The sequence below is a fragment of the Pseudonocardia thermophila genome (genome assembly GCF_900142365.1).
Taxonomy (GTDB): Bacteria; Actinomycetota; Actinomycetes; order Mycobacteriales; family Pseudonocardiaceae; genus Pseudonocardia; species Pseudonocardia thermophila.
Window position 1 is genome coordinate 1 of record NZ_FRAP01000020.1, and the last position, 20470, is coordinate 20470.

Here is a 20470-nt window from a genome sequence, read left to right on the forward strand (position 1 = left end):
ATCGAGGGCGTCAAGCCCATCCACCCGCTCGACGTGCTCGACGCCACCCTCACCGCCCGCCGTGAGGGTGCGCTGGTGATGCAGACCTGGACCGTCTGACCGCGGGCGGTCCGCCGGGCCGGGACCGCCGCAGCGGTCCCGGCCCGCGGCGCGCGAGGAGCCCACCATGAACCAACCCGCCACCGCGCCCCTGGACGAGCTCGCCCGTCGCCGCGCGCAATGGCGCGCCTCAGGTGAGGCGTTGTTCCCGACGCTGACCACCGACCCCACCTCCTACGCCCGCGCGGTCGAGGCGATCGGCGTCCTCGCGGCCGCGCTGGCCCGCCGCGGCGCCGGCCTCGACGACCTGGTGGCTGCCATGGGCGATCCGGAAGCGCTCCTCGCCGAGTCCGGGGTCCGCCCGCCCGCGGGCGTACCTCCTGCGCTCCTGGTCGGGGTCGCGTGCGGGATGCGGGAGCGGGAGCTGATCGCCGAGCGGGTGCGCGCAGAGCACCGCGCCGCGATCGAGCGGGCCCGCGCCTCCGGCAGCACCTGGGCCGTGCTGCACGGCCCCGCCGCGATCGAGGACCTCACCGGCGGCGATGCGGGGGTGGCCGGCTGCACGCACCTGCACGTCCCGTCCGGCACGGAGATCCGCGCCAGCGTCGACGCGTGGTCGCCCGCCCCCTACCGCATCGATGTGATCAGACCCGGCGTCGTGCCCCCGGAGGGGCGCTCCTTCGATCGGCGCGAGCCGTTCCTCGAGGAGTACCACCGGTGCCGGCGCATGATCGAGGAGACGCCGTGACCGCCGAGACGACCGTCCGCGTCGAATCCTGCCGGATCGCCGAGGCACCGCAGGACCTGGCCGCCCACCACGCCGTCCGGCACGCCGTCTTCGTGGTCGAGCAGGGCGTGTTCGCCGACACCGACGTGGACGCCCACGACGCAGATCCCGCGACGCTGCACGTGGTCGGCACCGTGAACGGGCAGGTCGCGGGTGTGGTGCGGCTCTACGTCCGGGAGGGCACCGAGTGGCGCGGCGACCGGCTCGCGGTCCTGCCCGAGCACCGCGCCGGACGGCTCGGGATGCACCTCGTCCGCTTCGCCGTCGCGACGGCGGCGGCCCGGGGCGGTGAGCGGATGACGGCGATGATCCAGCCGCCCAACGAGGTGTTCTTCCGCAGGCTGGGCTGGCACCGTACGGGCCCGACCGTCGACTACGTCGGCCAGCCGCACGTGCCGATGGAGATCGTCTTCAGCGGGTGAGCGGCGGCGGGCGGTGCAGCCGGCCCGCGGTGACGAACGTGGCGCGCTGCTCCGCGGTCAGCGTGGCGGCGATCCGGCGCAGTGCGCCCGCTCGGTCAGCCGGAGCGCCGAGCTGGGCGACGAGCAGGTCCGAGCCGGTGGCCGCGGCGATCCCGGCCGCCTCCTCGTGCCGCCCTAGGTGGCGCAGCGCCAGTGCGATGTACTTCGGCGAGGAGTGCGTGCGGGCGAGATCGAGCAGCCGCTCGGCCTGGCCGGCGTCGAAGCGGGCCTGCATCTCGACCAGCCGCAGCACCGCCCGCGGCCGGAACGGCAGCGACCGGTCCAGCATCGGAACCGCGCGTTCGACGAGGGAACCCGCGTCGTCGACACGGCCCTGCATGAGGTCGCAGTCGGCCACGGCCAGCAGCGCGTGCAGCTCCTGCTCCAGCTCCAGTGCCCCGCCGCCGCGGCGGGCCAGCTCGACCGCCTGCAGTGCGTGCGCGCGGGCGCGATCGACCTGGCCGAGCTCCTGCCAGATCCACGACGACGTGGTCTCGATGCCGGCCCGGTAGAAGCCCAGGTTCTCCGCGTCGATGAGCTTGCGCGCGCTCTCCAGCGCCCGCAGCGCCCCGGCGAAGTCGCCGCTGTCGCCGCGGGCCAGCGCGGTGAAGAACAGCGCCTGCAGCAGCGGCCGGAACTCGCCGGTGCGCCGGCAGAGCAGCGTCGCCCTGGCGAGAACGGCCCTGGCCTCGGCGAACCGGTCCTGGTGCTGCAGCAGCGCCCCCTGGTAGGCGAGCGCGACCGCGGTGGTGCCGTCCGGCGCCGTGCGCGCCAGCACCTGTCCGTACGCGGTGGCGGCGCCCTCGTAGTCGCCGTCCCAGTGCCGTACCCGCCCGACGAGCAGGGTCGCACTGGGCAGGGCGCCGGGCGCGGCGGCCGCCGACTCGGCCAGGTGCGACGCCTGTTCGGCGAACTCGACGGCGACCAGCGCGTCACGGGCGTAGAAGGCGGTCCAGCCCAGCTGTTCCAGTGCTCGCGCCTCCTGCTCGACGTCGCCGACGTCGCGCGCGAGCGCGAGCGCGGTCTCGTGGTCGGCGCGGGCGTCGTCGATGCGCCCGAGATCGCGGCGGGCCTGTCCGCGCAGCAGGTGCGCGGTGATCAGCTGTGCGGAGTCCCCGCCCTGTTCGGCGGCCGCGACGGCACGGTCCAGCAGCCGCTCGGCGTCGATGTGGGAGAACTTCAGGGACGCCGCCTGGGCGGCGCGCAACCAGCAGTCCGCGGCCCCGCGCGGATCGCCCGCCGCCATGAGGTGCTCGGCTGCGGCTTCCGGCCGGTCGTGCAGGATCCGCGCGGCGCGCCGGTGCCGGTTGATCCGCACCGGTTCCGGTGCGCTCTCGTACGCCACCAGACGCACGATGTCGTTGGCGAAGCGGAAGTTCTCCCCCACCGCGGTGAGCAGACCGAGGCGCAGGGCCCGGTCGGCGCGGGCCGCGCAGTCCTCCACCCCGAGCCCGGACAGGGCCGCGACGTCCTCCAGCGAGAAGGTGGTGCCGAGCACCGCACCCTGCGACAGCAGGTGCGCGACGGCGTCCCCGGCGGCGTCGATGCGCGTCTCGACCACCTCGTGCAGGGTCTCCGGCACGACCGGTGGCCCGGTCCCGACCGGGAGCCGGAGCAGCTCGGTGAGGAACAGCGGCGAGCCGCCCGTCCACGACCACAGCCGGTCGGGATCCTCTGCCCAGGCGGTGTGCGCGGCCAGTCGCAGCACGTCCTCGCGGCGCAGCGGACCCAGGTCGATGCGCACGGCGAGATCGCGCAGCGCGGTCACGACCGGCGGCCGGCCCTCCCCGGTGCGCTCGGTGAGGACGAGCATCGTGCGGCTGCCCTGCCGGTGCCCGGCGAGCACGTGCAGCGCCTCGACGGTGGCCTGCCCGGCGTGCTGCACGTCCTCGACGACGAGCAGCACCGGGCGTCGAGCGCCGATGCGGGTGACGAGGCTGCTGACCGCGTCGAGGCTGCGGCGGTGCTCGACCTCCGGCGCGGAACGCGCGTACGGAACGGTGCCGACGACGTCGGTCAGCTCGGGCACCAGCTCGACGAGGGTGCCGAGCCGGGTACCGGCGTACTCGCGGACGTCGTCGGGCGTCATGTGCCGCAGCAGCGCCCGCACGAGATCAGCGACGGGCTGCAGGTACAGCGAGCGCTCCGCGGCGAAGCAGGTGGCCTGCACGACGAGCGCCCCGGTCCGGCGGGTCTCCTCGGCCAGCGCCGCGACCAGCGCGGACTTGCCGATGCCCGCCTCCCCGGTCACGAGCGCGACGGTCGGCTGCCCGGCCGCCGCGGTGTCCCACGACCTGCGCAGGACGGCCAGCTCCCCGTCGCGGCCGACGATCCCGGAGTCCTCGGCGGTGCTGCCCGCGCGGTCGGTGCCGGGGTCCTCGGCGCGCAGCACGGCCAGGTGCAGCGCCTCGGTGGCCGGGGAGGGATCGATCCCGAGGTGCTCGGCGAGAGCCTCGCGCAGGGCGCGGTAGGCCCGCAGGGCGCCGCCGGGGCGGCCGGCCCGCTGGTGGGCCAGCATCACGGTGCGGGTGGAGTCCTCGTCGAACGGATCGACCTGCAGCGCCGCTGACGCCACCGCCACCGCCGTGTCGTAGGCGCCCATCTGCAGTGCGGCGGAGCTCCACACCGCGCGGGCGCGGCGCAGCAGGTCGGCGACCTGCGCGCGCAGGTCGCGCACCCAGCGGTCGTCGTGCTCGCCGGCCAGCGCGAGGTCGGCGTCGAGCAGCTTCGCCGCCTGCTCCGCACCGGTGGCGGCGAGCGCGTAGCGGCCGTGGCCGAGCTCCCGCTCGGCGGTCTCGACCAGCTCCGCCGCGTCGTGCAGGTCCACGGCCGCGCGGTCCGCGGGCAGCCGGTAGCCGGCCGCCGAGCCTTCGATCAGGTCCGGTCCGAAGGCACGCCGCAACCGGCTCACGATCGACGCGATGTTGCGGTCGGCGCGATCGGGCGGGTTGCCCTCCCACAGGGCGTCGACGAGCTCCTCGACGGTGACGAACTCGCCGCGCCGCCAGGCCAGGACGGCGAGCACCCGGCGGGCCTGGCCAGCGGGAACGGGGGCACCGGGCTCACCGTCCACGCCGAAGGGGCCGAGTACCCGCAGGCGCAGCGGCGGACTCATCCGCAGAACTCTACCGCCGCCGGAGCGCCCCACGATCGTCTACTATAAGCGAAGAGATTTTCTCAAGATTAACACTCTGCACACTGCGCCGGAGGCCGTCGCCGTCATGCCCAGGATTGCCGTGGTCGCCCTCGGGGGCAACGCCATCACCCGCAGCGGCGAGCGGGGCACCTACGCCGAGCAGACGGCGAACGCCGAGGCCATGGCCGATGCCGTCTGCCGCATCCACGCGGCGGGGTGGAGCGTCGTCGTCGTGCACGGCAACGGCCCGCAGGTGGGCAACCTGGCCATCCAGCAGGAGGAGGCCGCCCACCGGGTACCGGAGCTGCCGCTGTTCTGGCTCGGCGCGATGACCGAGGGGCACCTCGGCTGCCTGCTCTCCCTCGCGCTGCGCCGTGCCGGGCGCCTGCCGGTCGTCCCCGTCGTGACCCACACGGTCGTGCGGGCCGACGATCCGGCTTTCGCCCACCCGACCAAACCGATCGGCCCGTTCCTCGACGAGGAGACCGCGCGGTGGCAGGCGCTGGAGCGCGGCTGGGTCGTCGGCGAGGACGCCGGGCGCGGCTTCCGCAGGCTCGTCCCCTCCCCGGAACCGCAGCGGATCGTGGAGCTGCCGGCGATCCGGCTGCTGGCCCAGCGGGGCTGCGTCGTGATCGCAGCCGGTGGCGGCGGCATCCCGGTGGTCGAGGACGAGGGCGGGCTGCGCGGCGTCGAAGCGGTGATCGACAAGGACCTGGCGGCCGAGCGGCTGGCCTCCGATCTGGGCGCGGACCTGCTGCTGCTCGTCACGGCCGTCCCGCGGGTGAAGCTCGACTTCGGCAGGCCGGCCGAGCGGGAGGTGGCCGAGATGACCGTGGCCGAGGCGCTGGCGCACGCCGCGGCGGGCCAGTTCCCCGAGGGGAGCATGGGACCCAAGATCCGCGCGGCGACCCGCTTCGTCCGCACCACCGGGCACCCCGCGGTGATCACCGACGCCGCGCACGCCCCGTACGCGCTGGAACCGGGCGGGGCCGGCACCCGCATCGTGGCCGGCGCCGCCATCGGCGCGGTGTCGTGAGCACCCGCGCTGCAGGAGGTCGCATGCGGATCGCGCTGATCACCCACTCCGTCAAGCCGCGGGGCGGGTTCGTCCACACGCTCGGGCTCGCCGAGGCGCTGCACCGGGCCGGCACCGACGTGCGGCTGGTCGCGCTCGGCGACGGGCTGCCGAGGGCGACGTCCGTGCCGGTCACGCTGTTCGCCCCGCCGAGCCGCGCCGGCACCGCACTGGAGGAGCGGGTGTTCACCGCGATCGACACGCTCCAGGTCGGGCTCGCCGGGCTGGCCGGGGAGTTCGACGTGCTGCACGCCCAGGACTGCATCGCCGCCCGGGCCGCGGCCCGTGTGCGCGACGCCGGGGCGGCCGTGCGCGTGATCCGCACGGTGCACCACGTCGATGACTTCACGACCCGGGCGCTGATCGACTGCCAGCGCGCGGCGATCGCCGAACCCGACACCGTGCTCGTCGTGAGCGAGCAGTGGCGCGAGATACTGCGCACCGAGTACGGCCGCGCGGCCCACGTCGTGCCGAACGGGGTCGACGTCGTCCGGTTCGGCACGGCCGATCCTGGGCTCGTCGCGCAGCTGCGCGACCGGCTACCGCAGGACCGGTTCGTGTTCCTCGGCATGGGCGGGGTGGAGCCGCGCAAGGGCACTCGGCACGCGTTCGAGGCGTTCTCGCTGCTGAAGCGCCGCCGCGGCCCGGTGGCGACGTTCGCGATCATCGGCGGGCACTCGTTCCAGGACTACACCGCCTACCGCGAGGCCGCCCTGGCCGCGCTGCCCGACCTCGGCCTCGTCCTGGGCGAGGACGTGGTGCTGCTGGGCACCGTGCCCGATCCCGAGCTAGCCGGCTGGTACCACGCCGCCGACGCGCTCTGCTTCCCGTCGGTGAAGGAGGGCTGGGGGCTGGCGGTGATGGAGGCGATCGCGGCCGGACTGCCGGTGCTCGCCTCGGACATCCCGGTGTTCCAGGAGTACCTCACCGACGGCGAGACCGCCCTGCTCCCGGCCGCGGGCGACGCCGAGGCGATCGCGAAGGACCTGGAGCGGCTGCTGGACGACCCGCAGCTGCGCGCCCGCCTGGCAGCCGCGGCCCGGGGGGTGCTCCCCCGGTACTCCTGGGAGGCCAGCGCGACCCGCCACCGGGAGATCTACTGCACGGGGTAGGCGGACGGCGTCGAGAACGAAGTCGTGGTGATCAACAGGGCGGTTCGATCACCACGACTTCGTTCTCGACGCGGAGATCGGGTCAGTGGGTGTGACCGTGCTCGTCGTCGCGGTGGTCGTGGCCCGGCGGGCGCTGGGCCAGCTGGGCGGCGCGCTCGGCCACCTCCTCCGGCGTGACCGCGCCGGACGCCGCGAGGACGTCCTCCAGCGCGCCGAGCCAGTGCTCGTAGTAGTTGTAGCCGCAACCGTCGGGGTGGGCCCGCTCCCACTCGCCGATGCGGGCGATGAGCGCCGACTGGAACGCCGCCCACTCGAACGCGCCCGCCTCGTACAGCGTCACGACCATGCCGAACGCCCGCGACTGCCACGGCTCGGTGAACAGCAGCTCCCCGTTGCTGCGCGGGGGCGCGGCGGGGCCGTCGATCTCCAGCGGCGCGGTCACAGCGTCACCTTCGCCACGCCGACGAGCGCGTCCCGCGTGATCAGCGGGATCAGCTCCTCCTCGGTGAAGTCCTCGGTGCCGGCGGGCCGCTCGGGCAGCACCATCCACCGGACCTCGCTGGACGAGTCGCGCACGATGATCTCGACGTCGTCGTCCAGCTCGAGGCCCATCTCAGCGAGCACCGTGCGCGGCTCGCGCACGATGCGCGCGCGGTAGGCCGGATCCTTGTACCAGGACGGCGGCAGGCCCAGCACCGGCCACGGGTAGCACGAGCAGAGCGTGCACACGGTGACGTTGTGGACCGTCGGGGTGTTCTCGACGACCACGATATGCTCGCCCTGCGGCCCGCCGAACCCGAGTTCCTTGATCGCCGCGGTGCCGTCCTGCAGCAGCCGCTGCTTGTACTCGGGGTCGACCCACGCCCTGGCCACGACCTTGGCGCCGTTGAGCGGCCCGACCTTGGTCTCGTACGTCTCGATGAACCCGTCCATCACCTTGGGATCGACGAGTCCGCGCTCGGTGAGCAGCTGCTCCAGCGCTTCGGTGCGCTGTGCTGCGGTGAGTTGATCCTGCGAGGTCATGCCGGCTCCAGGTAGCTGTCGTAGAGCTCGATGGTCACTGCGAACGACTCGGCGTCGGCGCCCCACAGGTCGTGGGAGTCGAACCGGACGGTGTAGACGTGCTGCGGGTTCTCCCCCTCGAACACGGCGTGCGTGTCGGGGAGCAGGTGCGCGGGCTGGATCAGCTCGACGACGCCGACGTGGCCGCGCACGTAGCGGGGCAGCCGGTTCGGCCGGTCGGCCGGCATCTCCGTGCGGGTGCGCACGTGGTCACCGACGGCGAACCGGGGCGGCTCGTCGATCTGGCGCAGCGAGCCGGGCCCGGTGGGCGCGTAGTCGGGCTTGTTCGGCTCGGGGATCGGGGGCTCCTCGACGTCCTCGCCGCGCAGCTTCCGCGCCCGCGCCTCGACCGCGCCGGGAGCGAGGATCGCGCTGTCGGTGAGCATCAGCTCGGCCGCGTTGAGCCAGCGTCCGTAGTAGCCGTCGGGATCGAAGTAGGCGGACTCGTCGAGCCGGCCGAGCGCGTAGCGGAACGCGTCGAGGTTGCGCCCGGAGATCCGGCCCATCGTGAGCAGGGTCAGCGCGAACGCCCTGCCCTCCCAGCGCTCCGTGAACACCGGTTCGTCCGGGTCCGGCGGGCGGACGGGGCCGAACCCCTCGGCTCCGCCCAGATCGTCGACCGTGGTCATGTGCGCCCCTTTCCGGCGAGGTCGAGCAGTGCGGCCTTGAAGCACTCCAGCGGTGCGGTCGCGACCCCGGCACCCACCTGGCCCGTCCCGGCATCGCGGTGCAGGATCCCCGTGGTGATCCGCGGGGTCACCCCGGTCTCGACGACCTTGCGGACGTCGACCCCGAGCGGGGTCCCGGCGAACTCCAGCGGCGGCAGCGTGAACCGGCTGCTGGTGCCCGCGCAGATCGTGCGGAAGCTCTCCGTGGCCGCCGCGGCGTCGGACATCCGCCCGCCCAGGAACGCCGCGACCGCCCCCGAACCACCCGCGGCGGGCCCGCCCATCCCGGTCAGCTCCAGCACCGCGCTGTCGCCGATGTCGGGTGCGCTGGTCTCCGGACCCTCGCCCGCGTAGTAGAGAGCGTCCTCGACCGGTGGCGCCGGGCAGACGTACCAGTCGCTGCGGCCCACCTTGATCCCGAACGTGGTGCCGTTGCGCGCCATCGTCGTGACGATGGTGGCGCCCGGCACCTGCTCGGCGTGCAGCTGCAGCGCCTTCGCCGCGGCCATGGCGACGGTCAGGAAGAACAGGTGGTTGCCCGACAGGAAGTGCGCGAACGGCTCCCGCAGCCGGCCGGGCAGCGCGGCGATGCGCGGCAGCCACTGCCGGGTGAGCAGGTTCGTCGCGGCTTGCGTGCGCATGTGCAGGTCGTCGCCCATGCTGATGCCCTGCGCAGCGACGGCCAGCACGTCGAGCGGGCCGGCCGCGGTGAGGATCTCGGCGATCGCCGGGCCCGCGGTGTCGGTGAGGAAGCGCAGCCGGGCGATCGCGGCGTCGGTCTCGCGGCCGAACCAGGCGACCTCGCCAGGGCCCTGGTTCACCGGGGCGTAGGCGCGGGTGCCGCCCAGGTCGTTCTCCACGACGAGCATCGGCTGCGACGGACCGACCGCGGTGGCCATCGGGACGACCGCGTCGTGGTGGTTGGCCGGGGCGAGGCCGACGTCGCCGGCGTCGAGCAGGGCGTGCGCACCGGCGACGTCCTCGGCCCAGCCCTCGGCGACGACGGCCGCGCGCATCGAGCGGCGCAGCGGGTCGCACGCCCCGGCGTAGGTGATCGGCGGGCCGCAGTGCAGCAGCGTGCGGCCGGGGTAACCCGGGGTGTCCGCGACGGTGGCGACCCCGACGAGCTTCGGCTGTCCCTGGTCGAGGCGGCGCAGGACCTCGGCGTTGGCCTCCGCGACGGCGACGGCGCGCTCGCCGTGCAGCACGACGAGGGCGTCGATCGCGGCCGGGTCCCCGTCCGCGGGCACGCGCCAGTCGACCTGCTGGACGGGGACGCCCTGATCGCGGACGGCGCCGGCGAACATCGGCAACCCGATGTTCACGACGGCCACGGACCTCGGCAGCGACAGCTGGTTCACCACGTACCTCTCGGCCTGGTACCGGATCGGAATTCTACTATAGTAGATGGATGCTCGATCACGATGTGGCCGCCCTGATCATGGACCTGCAGGCCGTCGGCCTGCGGATCGAGACCACGCTCGCCACCACGCGCACCGGCGGGGCCGGCCCGTCCGACTCGGGGATGCTGTGGATCGACGGCGTGCCGGTGACGGTGCCGCCCAGTGCGACCTCCCCGTACCGGCTGCTCGCCGACGACGACGGCCAGGGGATCTACCGCGACGGCGTGAAGCTGGCGTCGGTGTCCGGGACGAGCCGGCCGAGGTTCTACGACCTGACGACCGCTGACGGGATCCCCTACCACCAGATCGCGCTGCTGCACCTGGACTCGCTCGCCTCCACGGTGGTGCAGGCGTGCAACTACTGGGGGACCTCCGACCAGTGCGGCTTCTGCGGGATCGGGCTGTCGCTGGCCTCGGGCCGCACGATCGCGAAGAAGACCCCGGAGATGCTGGCCGAGGTCGCGGTGGCGGCCAAGGAGCTGGACGGCGCGGTCGACGCGACGCTCACCACCGGCTCGTCCGTCGCCCCCGACCGCGGCGCGCTCTACGTGGCCCGCTGCGGGCAGGCCGTGAAGGAGGCCGCGGGGCTGCCGGTCGAGGTGCAGTTCGAGCCGCCGCGCGACCCGACCGTGCTCGAGCAGGTGCACGCCATGGGCATCGACGCGATCGGCGTGCACGTCGAGTCGTTCGACCCCGAGGTGCTGCGCCGGGTGGCCCCCGGCAAGTTCCGCACCGGCATCGAGACCTACTTCCGCACGTGGGAGCGGGCGGTGGAGCTGTTCGGCGAGGGCCGCGTCTCGACGTACGTGATCCTCGGCATGGGTGAGGACCCCGATCTCACCGTGCAGATGTGCAAGCGCGCCGTCGACATCGGCGTCTACCCGTTCGTGGTGCCGTTCCGGCCGGTCGCGGGTTCGCTGATGGAAGACGTCCCGGCCCCGCCGCGCAGCTACACCGAGCCGATCTACCGCGAGGTCGCCGCGTACCTCGCCCAGCGCGGGCTGGGCGCCGACACCGCCGTCGCGGGCTGTGCCCGCTGCCAGGCCTGCTCGTCGCTGAACCTGGTGCAGCAGGCCGGATCCCGGCCGCCGTGCGGACCGGCCGGGACCCCGAGCACTCCGCTGCTGCAGATCGGCAAGCGCCCCGCTTAGGGGCGGGGCAGCCCGGTGATCGCGATCTCGCCGACGTGCAGGACCTTCTCGACGGCGCCGCCCCTGGCCAGCGCCAGCACGCCGGTGTCGTCGAGCACCCCGACCGGGGCGGCGACGAGGTCGCGCTCGGCGAACGCCGCGACGCACTCGTCCTCCCGGCCCGCGGGCACGCACAGCAGGAACGTGAAACTGGGGAAGCAGTTCAGCCAGCGGGTCAGCGGCACCCCGTCCGGCGCGGGGAGGACGTCGAGATCGACCGTGGCGCCCCAGCCGCCGCACTCCAGCAGCATCGCGAGCGAGCCGACCAGACCGGCCATGCTCACGTCCTTCGCGGCGACGCAGATCCCGTCGGCGGCCAGCCGTGCGAGCAGCCGCACGTCGCCGCCGCAGCGCTCGCCGCGCTCGCGGAAGGCGGGGAAGAACGGGAAGTCCGGGCGCATCCGACCGTCCAGCGCCGCGGCGACCACGAGCGTCTGGCCGGGCGCGGCCCGGGTGACCGAGAGCGGCGCGGGCGCGTGGCCGATGCCGAACGCCGACAGCGACGGCGGCCCGTCGTGCAGCGTGAGGTGCCCGCCGACCAGCGGGACCTGCCACAACGCGCACGCTTCCCGCATCCCCGCGAGCACCTGGCGGGCCACCGGCTCGTTCGCCGCGATCGTGTCGACGATGCCCAGCGGCACCGCGCCCATCGCGGCCAGGTCGTTGACGTTGGTGAGGACGGCGGCGACGCCCGCTCCGTGCGGATCGGCAGCGACGAACGCCGGCAGGATCGCCTCCCCGCAGGCCACCACCCGAGTGCCGCCCGCGTCGAGCACGGCGCCGTCGTCACCAGGGCCGCTCACCCAGTCGGTGCCGGGCTCCTCCAGGACGGGCCCGATGCGGGCCTTCGCCGCGAGGCCGGGGTTGGCGAGGACCGATGCGACGATCTCGGTGAGCGACTCCATCCGTTCACTATAGGAAAATCGGTCGGCTTTCACTCACCCTCGAGCTCGCCCTCCGTCTCCAGGTACGCCTGGCGCAGCGCGGCCAGCGTCTCCGGCTCCGGTGACTCCCACATCCTCCGCTCGACGGCCTCCAGCAGCCGCTCCGCCATCCCGTGCAGCGCCCACGGGTTGGACTCCTGCAGGAACTTGCGGTTGTCGGGATCGAGGACGTACTCGGCGGTCAGCTTCTCGTACATCCAGTCCGCGACGACGCCAGCGGTGGCGTCGTAGCCGAACAGGTAGTCGACGGTGGCGGCCATCTCGAACGCGCCCTTGTAGCCGTGCCGGCGCATCGCCTGGATCCAGCGCGGGTTGACCACGCGAGCGCGGAACACCCGAGCGGTCTCCTCGTGCAGGGTGCGGGTCTTCACCGACTCCGGCCGCGTCGAGTCGCCGATGTAGGCCTCCGGCGCCCGCCCGGTGAGCGCGCGGACCGTGGCGATCATGCCGCCGTGGTACTGGTAGTAGTCGTCGGAGTCGGCGATGTCGTGCTCGCGGGTGTCGGTGTTCTTCGCCGCGACCGTGATCCGCCGGTACGCCCGCTCCATCGCGTCGCGGGCGGGGACACCGTCGAGCCCGCGGCCGTAGGCGTAGCCGCCCCACGTGGTGTAGACCTCGGCCAGGTCGGCGTCGTCGCGCCAGTTGCGCGAGTCCATCAGCTGCAGCAGCCCCGCCCCGTACGTGCCGGGCTTGGAGCCGAAGATCCGCAGCGGCCGCTCCTCGCCGGCGGCGCGCACGAAGTTCTGCTCCGGCGGCTCGTCGAGGGCGGCGACCATCTGCACCGCGTCGTCGAGCAGGGCCAGGACGTGCGGGAACGCGTCGCGGAAGAAGCCGGAGATGCGCACGGTGACGTCGATGCGCGGACGGCCCAGCTCGGCGAGGTCGATCACCTCGAGGCGGGTCACGCGGCGGCTGGCCTCGTCCCACACCGGGCGCACGCCGAGCAGGGCGAACACCTCGGCGACGTCGTCGCCCGCGGTGCGCATCGCACTGGTGCCCCACACCGACAGGCCCACGCTCTGCGGGTACGCGCCGTCGTGGTCGGCGCGGTAGCGCTCGATGAGCGACTCGGCCATCGCCTGCCCGGTCTCCCACGCCAGCCGGCTGGGGACGGCCTTCGGGTCGACCGAGTAGAAGTTCCGGCCGGTGGGCAGCACGTTGATCAGCCCGCGCAGCGGGGAGCCGGACGGGCCGGCTTCGATGAACCCGCCGTCCAGGGCGTGCAGCACCTGCGGGATCTCGCGCGCGGTCCCGTTCAGCCGGGGCACCACCTCGGTGGCGGCGAACCGCAGCACGGCCTCCACCTGTGCGCGCTGCTGCGTCGAGAACGAAGTTGCGGTGATCGAATCGGCCTGTTGATCACCACAGGTTCGTTCTCGCCGCGCCACCACCTCGGGGACGGCGGCTGGGTCCCAGCCCGCCTCCTCCATGTCCGCCACGAGCGCGCGGGCCAGCGCCTCGACCTCGTCGACGCGGGCCTTCGGCGCGTCGTCGGTCAGGCCGAGCGCCTCGCGCAGCCCGGGCAGGGTCTGCTCGCCGCCCCACATCTGCCGGGCCCGCAGCATCGCGAGCACGAGATCGACGCGGGCCCGCCCGGTCGGGGCCTCACCGAGCACGTGCAGCCCGTCGCGGATCTGCACGTCCTTGATCTCGCACAGCCAACCGTCGACGTGCAGCAGGAAGTCGTCGAACCGCTCCTCGTCCGGCTGCTCGGTGATGCCGAGATCGTGGTCGAGCTTGGCCGCCTGCATCAGCGTCCAGATCTGCTGGCGGACGGCCGGGAGCTTGGCGGGATCGAGCGCGGCGACGGTGGAGTGCTCGTCGAGCAGCTGCTCCAGCCGGGCGATGTCGCCGTAGGTCTCCGCGCGGGCCATCGGCGGGACCAGGTGGTCGACGAGCGTGGCGTGCGCCCGCCGCTTGGCCTGCGTACCCTCGCCGGGGTCGTTGACCAGGAACGGGTAGATCAGCGGCAGATCGCCGAGTGCGGCGTCGCTGGCGCAGCTCGCGCTCATGCCGAGCGTCTTGCCCGGCAGCCACTCGAGGTTGCCGTGCTTGCCCAGGTGCACGATCGCGTCGGCGCCGAAGCCGCCCTCCTCGCGCGGTGCGGCGATCCAGCGGTACGCGCCGAGGTAGTGGTGCGACGGCGGCAGATCGGGATCGTGGTAGATCGCGACCGGGTTCTCGCCGAACCCGCGCGGCGGCTGCACCATGATCACGACGTTGCCGGCCAGGAGAGCGGCCACGACGATGTCGCCGCGGTCGACGAACACCTCGCCGGGCGGCGGGCCCCAGTGCCGCTCCACCTCCTCGCGGAAGTCCTGCGGCAGCTGGTCGTACCAGCGGCGGTAGGTCTCCCCGGAGATCCGCACGGGGTTGCCGGCGAGCTGTTCCTCGGTGAGCCAGTCCGGATCCTGGCCGCCGGCGGCGATGATCTCCTTCATCAGGTCGTCGCCGGTGCGGGGCAGCTCGCCGACGGTGTAACCGGCCTCGCGCAGCGCGTCGAGCAGCGCGATCGCGCTCGCCGGGGTGTCCAGGCCGACGGCGTTGCCGATCCGCGCGTGCTTCGTCGGGTACGCGCTGAGCATCAGCACGATGCGCTTCTCGGCGTTCGGGATGTGGCGCAGCCGAGCGTGGCGCACCGCGATACCGGCGACGCGGGCGGCGCGCTCGGGATCGGGAACGTAGGTCGACAGGCCGTCGTCGTCGAACTCCTTGAACGAGAACGGCACCGTGATCAGCCGGCCGTCGAACTCGGGGACGGCGACCTGGGTGGCCACGTCGAGCGGGGAGAGCCCGTCGTCGTTCTCGGCCCAGTCGGCGCGGCTGGTGGTCAGGCACAGGCCCTGCAGGATCGGCACGTCGAGGGCCGCGAGCTCGCCGATGTCCCACGCCTCGTCGTCGCCACCGGCGCCGGCGGTCGCGGGCCGGGTCCCTCCGGCGGCGAGCACCGTGACGACCAGCGCGTCGGCGGTGCGCAGCACGTCGATCAGCTCGGGTTCGGCGGCGCGCAGCGACGCGCAGTAGACGGGCAGCGGGCGGGCGCCGGCGTCCTCGAGCGCGCTGCAGAGCGCTTCGACGTAGGCGGTGTTGCCGGCCAGCTGCTGGGCCCGGTAGTAGAGGACGGCGACCGTCGGCCCGTCGACCCGGCGCGCGTCGCGTTCCAGGATCCCCCAGCTCGGCAGCTCGACGGGCGGGGCGAACCCGCGGCCGGTGAGCAGCACGGTGTCGGTGAGGAAGGCGTGGACCTGGGCGAGGTTCTCCGGGCCGCCCTGGGCGAAGTAGGTGTGCGCCTGCGCCGCGACACCCGCCGGGACCGACGACTGCTCCAGCATCTCCGCGTCCGGCGACTGCTCCCCGCCGAGCGCCACGAGCGGCACCCCGGACGCCTGGACGGCGGCGAGGCCGTCCTCCCAGGCCCGGCGGCCGCCGAGGATCCGCACGACCACGATCGCCGCCCCGTCCAGCAGGGCGGGGAGATCGTCGAGGAGCAGCCGGGCCGGGTTGGCCAGCCGGTACGCCGCGCCCGACGCCCTGGCCGACAGCAAGTCGGTGTCCGACGTGGAGAGCAGCAGGATCGTGGGCTCGGTCGATGGCTGCACGCGGGGAGCACCTTCCTGGGATCCGCGTCCCGGGTCACGGCGGACGGCGAGGGGCAGTGTCTGGCTCCCCCGCGACGGGGGTCACAGTGGCGGGACCGCGCCGGACTCGCACCGGCTTCCTGGCACCGCTCGCCGTTGTCGGTTCGCCTGCACTGTAACCACGTTTCCCGCGTCACCGTTATGGCGCAGGTCCACGGGCGCACTGCCCGATGGTTGTGGTAGCGGGGTGACGTGATCGGCATCGCGGGGCGGGGGCGCGGTGCTGACCTACAGTGACCCGGTGTCCGTCCGAGCCGTACCCGACGCCTGCCCCGGCGTCTTCGCGCCGCACGACGCCGCCGACGGCGCGCTGGCGCGCATCCGGGTGCCCGGTGGGGTGATCACCTCCGTCCAGCTGCACGCGGTGGCCGATCTGGCCGCCGAGCTGGGCGACGGTCACGTCCACCTGACGTCGCGGGGCAATCTGCAGCTGCGCGGCCTGGACCGCACCGACCCGTCGGCGGCGCAGCGGCTGACCGCGGCGGGCCTGCTGCCGTCGCGGACGCACGAGCGGGTGCGCAACATCCAGGCGACTCCGCTGTCCGGGCTGGCCGAGGTCGCGCGGGAGCTCGACGGGCAACTGTGCGCACGGCCGGGGCTGGCGCGGCTGCCCGGGCGGTTCCTCTTCGGGCTCGACGACGGTCGCGGCGACATCCTCGCGCAGGAGCCGGACGTGTGCTGGCAGACGGGGCGGGTGCTGCTCGCCGGGCGCGACGCCGGGTTGGTGGACGTCGACCCGGTCGCGGCGCTGCTCGCCGCGGCGGAGGCGTTCCTGGCGGTGCGGTCGACGCAGTGGCGGGTGCAGGAGCTTGGCGAGGCGGAGCGGTCGGTGATGGTGCGAGTCCTGCGCGAACGCGACCTGCCTGCCAGCCGGCGGGGAGGTGGATCTCCGGCCGCTCCCCCGCCGCACGTCGTCGTCGCCCCGGTCCTCGGCGAGCTGACGGCCGCGCAGGTGCACGCGATGGCCGACGCCGCTCCGTCCGCGGTGGTGACCCCGTGGCGGACGGTGATCCTGGTCGAGCCCACGCACGTCCCGGACGGGCTGCCGACGGATCCGGAGATCGCGCGGGTCTCCGCGTGCGCCGGGAGGCCGGGCTGCGCGAAGGCGCTGGCCGACGTCCGGGCCGACACCCGGGCGGCGCTGGCGGCGGGCCGGCTGCCCGCGGGGCGGGTGCACGTGTCGGGCTGCGCGCGCCGCTGCGGGGCGCCGCGCGGGGAGCACATCGAGTTCGTGGCGGGAGAGCACTACCTGTGAGGGACTACGTCCGCGATGGTGCGGAGATCTATCGGCGGTCGTTCGCGACGATCCGGGCGGAGGCGGATCTGGCTCGGTTCCCGGCGGATGTGGCGCAGGTGGTGGTGCGCATGATCCATGCGTGTGGTCAGGTGGATCTGGCCGCTGATGTGGGGTTCAGCCCGGGGGTCGTGACCGCCGCGCGGACCGCGCTGCAGGGTGGGGCGCCGATCCTGTGCGACGCGCAGATGGTCGCGTCCGGTATCACCCGTTCCCGGTTGCCGGCCGACAACGAGGTCATCTGCACCCTGCGCCATCCCGACGTCGGCGCGCTGGCCGACGAGCTGGGCACCACCCGTTCGGCGGCGGCGCTGGAGCTGTGGCGCCCGCACCTGGCCGGTGCGGTGGTCGCGATCGGCAACGCCCCCACCGCGCTGTTCCACCTGCTCGACATGCTCGACGCCGGCGCACCCCGACCCGCCGCGGTGATCGGGATCCCGGTCGGGTTCATCGGCGCCGCCGAGTCCAAGTCCGCTCTCACCCGCACCGATCTGGAGCATCTGGTGGTGCACGGCCGCCGCGGCGGCTCAGCCATCACCGCCGCCGCCGTCAACGCCTTGGCCACCGCGAAGGAAATCCTGTGACCGTCCAGCAGGGCACCCTCTACGGCGTCGGCGTCGGCCCAGGAGACCCGGAGCTGGTCACCGTGAAAGCCGCCCGGCTGATCACGGCCGCACCGGTGATCGCCTACCACGCCGCTCGCCACGGCCGCTCACACGCCCGCCGCATCGCCGAACCCTACCTGCGGCCCGGACAGATCGAAGAACCCCTGATCTACCCGGTCACCACCGAAACCACCGACCACCCGGGCGGTTACCAAGGCGCCATCGACGAGTTCTACACCCACGCCGCCACCCGGCTCGCCGCACACCTCGACGCCGGCCGCGACGTGGTCCTGCTCGCCGAAGGCGATCCGCTGTTCTACAGCTCCTACATGCACCTGCACAAACGCCTCGCCCACCGCTACCGCACCCACATCGTGCCCGGCGTCACCTCCCTCGCCGGCGCCACCGCCGCCCTCGCCCAACCCTTGGTCGAACGCGACGAGGTCCTCACCGTCCTGCCCGGCACCCTGCCCCGCGACGAACTCGCCCGCCGCCTCGCCGACACCGACGCCGCCGCGATCCTCAAACTCGGCCGTACCTTCCCCACCGTCGCCGCCGCCATCACCGACTCCGGCCGCGACGCCCTCTACGTCGCCCACGCCACCACCCCCCACCAACACACCGCCCACGTCAACGACGTCGACCCCGCCTCCGTGCCCTACTTCGCGATCGCGATCGTGCCCGGCACCACCGCCGCCACCCAGCCCCACAGCACCAACACCACCACCCGCGAGAACGCCGGTGAAATCGGCGGCGAGTCCGTCGGTGAAGTCGTCGTGGTCGGCACCGGCCCCGCCGGACGCGACTGGCTGACCCCCCAAGCCGCCGCCGCACTCGCCGACGTCGACGACCTGATCGGCTACGGCCCCTACCTCGACCGCGTCCCACCCAACCCGCGCCAGACCCGCCACCCCAGCGACAACCGCGTCGAAGCCGACCGCGCCGCCCACGCCCTCGACCTCGCTGCCACCGGCCGCCGCGTCGCCGTCGTCTCCGGCGGCGACCCCGGCATCTTCGCCATGGCCGCCGCCGTCCACGAAGTCGCCGCCCAGGACAAGTACCGCCACATCCCGATCCGCGTCCTCCCCGGCGTCACCGCCGCCAGCGCCGTCGCCGCCGCCGCCGGCGCCCCCCTCGGCCACGACCACGCCGTCATCTCCCTCTCCGACCGCCTCAAACCCTGGCCAGTCATCACCAACCGCCTCATCGCCGCCGCCGCAGCCGACCTCGCCATCGCCATCTACAACCCCCGCTCCACAGCCCGCCCCTGGCAGCTCGGCGCCGCCCGCGACCTCCTGCTCCAACACCGCGCCCCCGACACCCCCGTCGTCCTCGGCCGCGACGTCGGCGGGCCGGGCGAGCGCATCACGATCACGACGCTCGCCGAGCTGGATCCCGAGCAGGTGGACATGCGCACGCTGGTGATCATCGGCTCGTCCCGCACCCGGGTGGTGCAGCGCGCGGACGGCCCGGCGGTCTACACCCCGCGCTGGGTCCCCGTCGAGAACGAACCTGTGGTGATCAACAGGCCGAATTGATCACCACGAGTTCGTTCTCGACGCGAGGGTGGTGCGGACCCACTCCGCGGCCGAGGCCACGTCGGCGACCGTCGCCACCCCGGCCGGGGCCGGCGGGCGGGCGACCAGCACCACGGCGACCTCTTCGGTGCGGGCCGCCTCCAGCTTCGCCGCCGTGGCACCGCCGCCGCTGTCCTTCGTGACGAGCACGTCGATGCGGTGCTCGCGGAGCAGCTTCCGCTCCCCCTCGACGGTGAACGGGCCGCGGTCCAGCAGCACCTGCATGCGCGCGGGTGCGGGCCCGGTCGGCGGATCGACCGCGCGCACGAGGAACCACTGCGGACAGTCGGCGAACACGGCGAGGTGCTGGCGGCCGGTCGTGAGGAACACCCGGTCGCCGGTCAGCGCGGCCGGGGCCGCCGCCAAGGTCGGCACGACCGTCCACGCCGGGTCGGGCGGGAACCCGGGCCGGTCCAGCCGCAGGTACGGCACCCCGGCCTGCGCGGTCGCGGCGACCGCGTGCTCGGTCATCTGGGCCGCGAACGGATGCGTGGCGTCGACGACCGCTGCGACGCGCTCCGTCCGCAGCCACTCCACCAGCCCGTCCACCCCGCCGAAGCCGCCGATGCGCACCTCGCCCGGCAGCGGCTTGGGCGCGCGCACCCGCCCGGCCAGCGACGTGATCACCCGGTGCTCGCCGACGAGGTCACCGGCCAGCTCGCGCGCCTCCGTCGTGCCACCGAGGATCAGGACCGGTCCCGTCACGCCTGGTCCGTCCTCGACGAGTGCCGCGGCCGGGAGTCCGAGTACAGGTGGCTGTCCGGGAAGTGCTCGGCCGCGAGCGCCGGCCCGACGATGATCACCGCCGCCATCGTGATGCCGGCCTCGCGGACCGCGTCCGGCATCGTCGACAGCGGCCCGCGCAGCACGATCTCGTTCTCCCGGCTCGCCCACGCCACCACCGCCGCGGGCGCGTCCGGCCCGTGCACGTGCTCGATCGCCTCGACGACCTCCTCGATGCGGTGCACCGACAGGTGCAGCACCAGCGTCCCGGCGGCCGCGGTCAGCTTGCTCAGCCCCTCCGCGTCGGGCATCGGGGTGGCCACCGCCGCGATCCTCGTCAGAGTGACGGTCTGGGCGATCGTCGGCACCGTCAGCTCGCGCTTGAGCACCGCCGACGCGGCGCCGTACGCGGGCACCCCGGGACACAGGTCGTAGGGCACCCCGGCCTCGTCGAGCCGGCGCATCTGCTCGGCCACCGCGGAGAACACCGACAGATCGCCGGACGCGAGCCGCGCCACGTCGAGGCCCTCGCCGTGCGCGGCGATCATCTCGTCGACGATCTGGGACAGGGACAGGTCCGCGGTGTCGACCAGCCGCGCCCCCGGCGGGCAGAGCTCCAGCATCTCCGGGGGCACGTAGGTGCCGGCGTACAGGCACACCGGGGAAGAGGCGATCAGGTCGCGGGCGCGCAGGGTGAGCAGATCGACCGCGCCCGGACCCGCGCCGATGAAGTGCACGGTCACGAACCAGTCCTAC

General features: G+C 73.9%; 17 protein-coding genes and 1 riboswitch. Of the genes, 8 read left to right on the top strand and 9 right to left on the bottom strand.

Annotated features, from left to right (window positions below):
* Nucleotides 1-166 precede the first annotated feature (166 nt).
* Together BUE41_RS23005 and BUE41_RS23010 are read left to right on the top strand one after the other, a co-directional pair.
* A complete protein-coding gene (locus BUE41_RS23005) occupies nt 167-787 on the top strand; it encodes a hypothetical protein (protein ID WP_073459384.1) in 621 nt (206 codons plus the stop codon).
* On the top strand, nt 784-1248 hold the full coding sequence (locus tag BUE41_RS23010; protein ID WP_073459386.1) for an MSMEG_0567/Sll0786 family nitrogen starvation N-acetyltransferase: 465 nt from the start codon (nt 784-786) through the stop codon (nt 1246-1248). The genes BUE41_RS23005 and BUE41_RS23010 overlap by 4 nt, the downstream gene beginning before the upstream one ends.
* Here BUE41_RS23010 and BUE41_RS23015 read toward each other — a convergent pair.
* Entirely contained in the window at nt 1238-4402 is a 3165-nt protein-coding gene (locus tag BUE41_RS23015; RefSeq protein WP_073459387.1) for an ATP-binding protein, read from the bottom strand. The two genes, BUE41_RS23010 and BUE41_RS23015, sit on opposite strands and share 11 nt — an antisense overlap.
* Nucleotides 4403-4508: 106 nt before the next feature.
* Between BUE41_RS23015 and BUE41_RS23020 the strand changes: the two genes are divergently transcribed.
* Entirely contained in the window at nt 4509-5459 is a 951-nt protein-coding gene (locus tag BUE41_RS23020; protein ID WP_073459389.1) for a carbamate kinase, read from the top strand.
* A 23-nt stretch (nt 5460-5482) separates the two neighbouring features.
* Entirely contained in the window at nt 5483-6610 is a 1128-nt protein-coding gene (locus BUE41_RS23025; RefSeq protein ID WP_073459391.1) for an MSMEG_0565 family glycosyltransferase, read from the top strand.
* Between the two features lie 82 nt (nt 6611-6692).
* Here BUE41_RS23025 and BUE41_RS23030 read toward each other — a convergent pair whose 3' ends face one another.
* From BUE41_RS23030 to BUE41_RS23045, 4 genes are read right to left on the bottom strand one after another with little or no spacing between them, the layout of a single operon-like run.
* Nucleotides 6693-7052: a nitrile hydratase accessory protein gene (locus BUE41_RS23030; RefSeq protein ID WP_073459393.1), complete on the bottom strand. Its 360-nt coding sequence runs from the start codon at nt 7050-7052 to the stop codon at nt 6693-6695.
* Entirely contained in the window at nt 7049-7633 is a 585-nt protein-coding gene (gene nthA, locus BUE41_RS23035; protein ID WP_073459395.1) for a nitrile hydratase subunit alpha, read from the bottom strand. Before nthA ends, BUE41_RS23030 begins: the two co-directional genes overlap by 4 nt.
* Entirely contained in the window at nt 7630-8301 is a 672-nt protein-coding gene (gene nthB, locus BUE41_RS23040; protein WP_073459397.1) for a nitrile hydratase subunit beta, read from the bottom strand. Before nthB ends, nthA begins: the two co-directional genes overlap by 4 nt.
* The gene (locus BUE41_RS23045; RefSeq protein WP_073459514.1) at nt 8298-9701 is read right to left on the bottom strand and encodes a YlbE family protein; all 1404 of its coding nucleotides are present in this window, start codon (nt 9699-9701) and stop codon (nt 8298-8300) included. Before BUE41_RS23045 ends, nthB begins: the two co-directional genes overlap by 4 nt.
* Before the next feature lie 50 nt (nt 9702-9751).
* On the opposite strand from BUE41_RS23045, the gene BUE41_RS23050 reads away from it, so the two are divergent.
* On the top strand, nt 9752-10894 hold the full coding sequence (locus tag BUE41_RS23050; RefSeq protein WP_084755683.1) for an MSMEG_0568 family radical SAM protein: 1143 nt from the start codon (nt 9752-9754) through the stop codon (nt 10892-10894).
* Here the strand turns inward: BUE41_RS23050 and BUE41_RS23055 are convergent.
* Complete coding sequence (locus BUE41_RS23055) at nt 10891-11838, bottom strand: AIR synthase related protein (RefSeq protein WP_073459399.1); 948 nt, start codon at nt 11836-11838, stop codon at nt 10891-10893. The two genes, BUE41_RS23050 and BUE41_RS23055, sit on opposite strands and share 4 nt — an antisense overlap.
* Nucleotides 11839-11867: 29 nt before the next feature.
* Nucleotides 11868-15476, bottom strand: coding sequence for a cobaltochelatase subunit CobN (cobN, locus tag BUE41_RS23060; RefSeq protein ID WP_084755685.1), 3609 nt, complete (start codon nt 15474-15476; stop codon nt 11868-11870).
* A gap of 34 nt (nt 15477-15510) precedes the next feature.
* Nucleotides 15511-15642, bottom strand: a riboswitch (cobalamin riboswitch).
* Between the two features lie 114 nt (nt 15643-15756).
* Between cobN and BUE41_RS23065 the strand changes: the two genes are divergently transcribed.
* The 3 genes from BUE41_RS23065 to BUE41_RS23075 are packed head-to-tail and all read left to right on the top strand — an operon-like array spanning nt 15757 to nt 18952.
* A complete protein-coding gene (locus tag BUE41_RS23065) occupies nt 15757-16770 on the top strand; it encodes a precorrin-3B synthase (protein WP_143172305.1) in 1014 nt (337 codons plus the stop codon).
* Nucleotides 16767-17393, top strand: a complete 627-nt coding sequence (locus BUE41_RS23070; RefSeq protein ID WP_073459401.1) for a precorrin-8X methylmutase — start codon at nt 16767-16769, stop codon at nt 17391-17393. Before BUE41_RS23065 ends, BUE41_RS23070 begins: the two co-directional genes overlap by 4 nt.
* Nucleotides 17390-18952 carry a precorrin-2 C(20)-methyltransferase gene (locus BUE41_RS23075; RefSeq protein ID WP_073459403.1) on the top strand — a complete coding sequence of 521 codons (1563 nt, stop codon included), beginning with the start codon at nt 17390-17392 and terminating at the stop codon, nt 18950-18952. The genes BUE41_RS23070 and BUE41_RS23075 overlap by 4 nt, the downstream gene beginning before the upstream one ends.
* Here the strand turns inward: BUE41_RS23075 and BUE41_RS23080 are convergent, their stop codons facing one another.
* Nucleotides 18953-19696, bottom strand: coding sequence for a cobalt-precorrin-6A reductase (locus tag BUE41_RS23080; protein WP_073459405.1), 744 nt, complete (start codon nt 19694-19696; stop codon nt 18953-18955). It lies immediately after the preceding gene.
* Entirely contained in the window at nt 19693-20457 is a 765-nt protein-coding gene (locus BUE41_RS23085; protein WP_073459407.1) for a cobalt-precorrin-4/precorrin-4 C(11)-methyltransferase, read from the bottom strand. Before BUE41_RS23085 ends, BUE41_RS23080 begins: the two co-directional genes overlap by 4 nt.
* Nucleotides 20458-20470 lie beyond the last annotated feature (13 nt).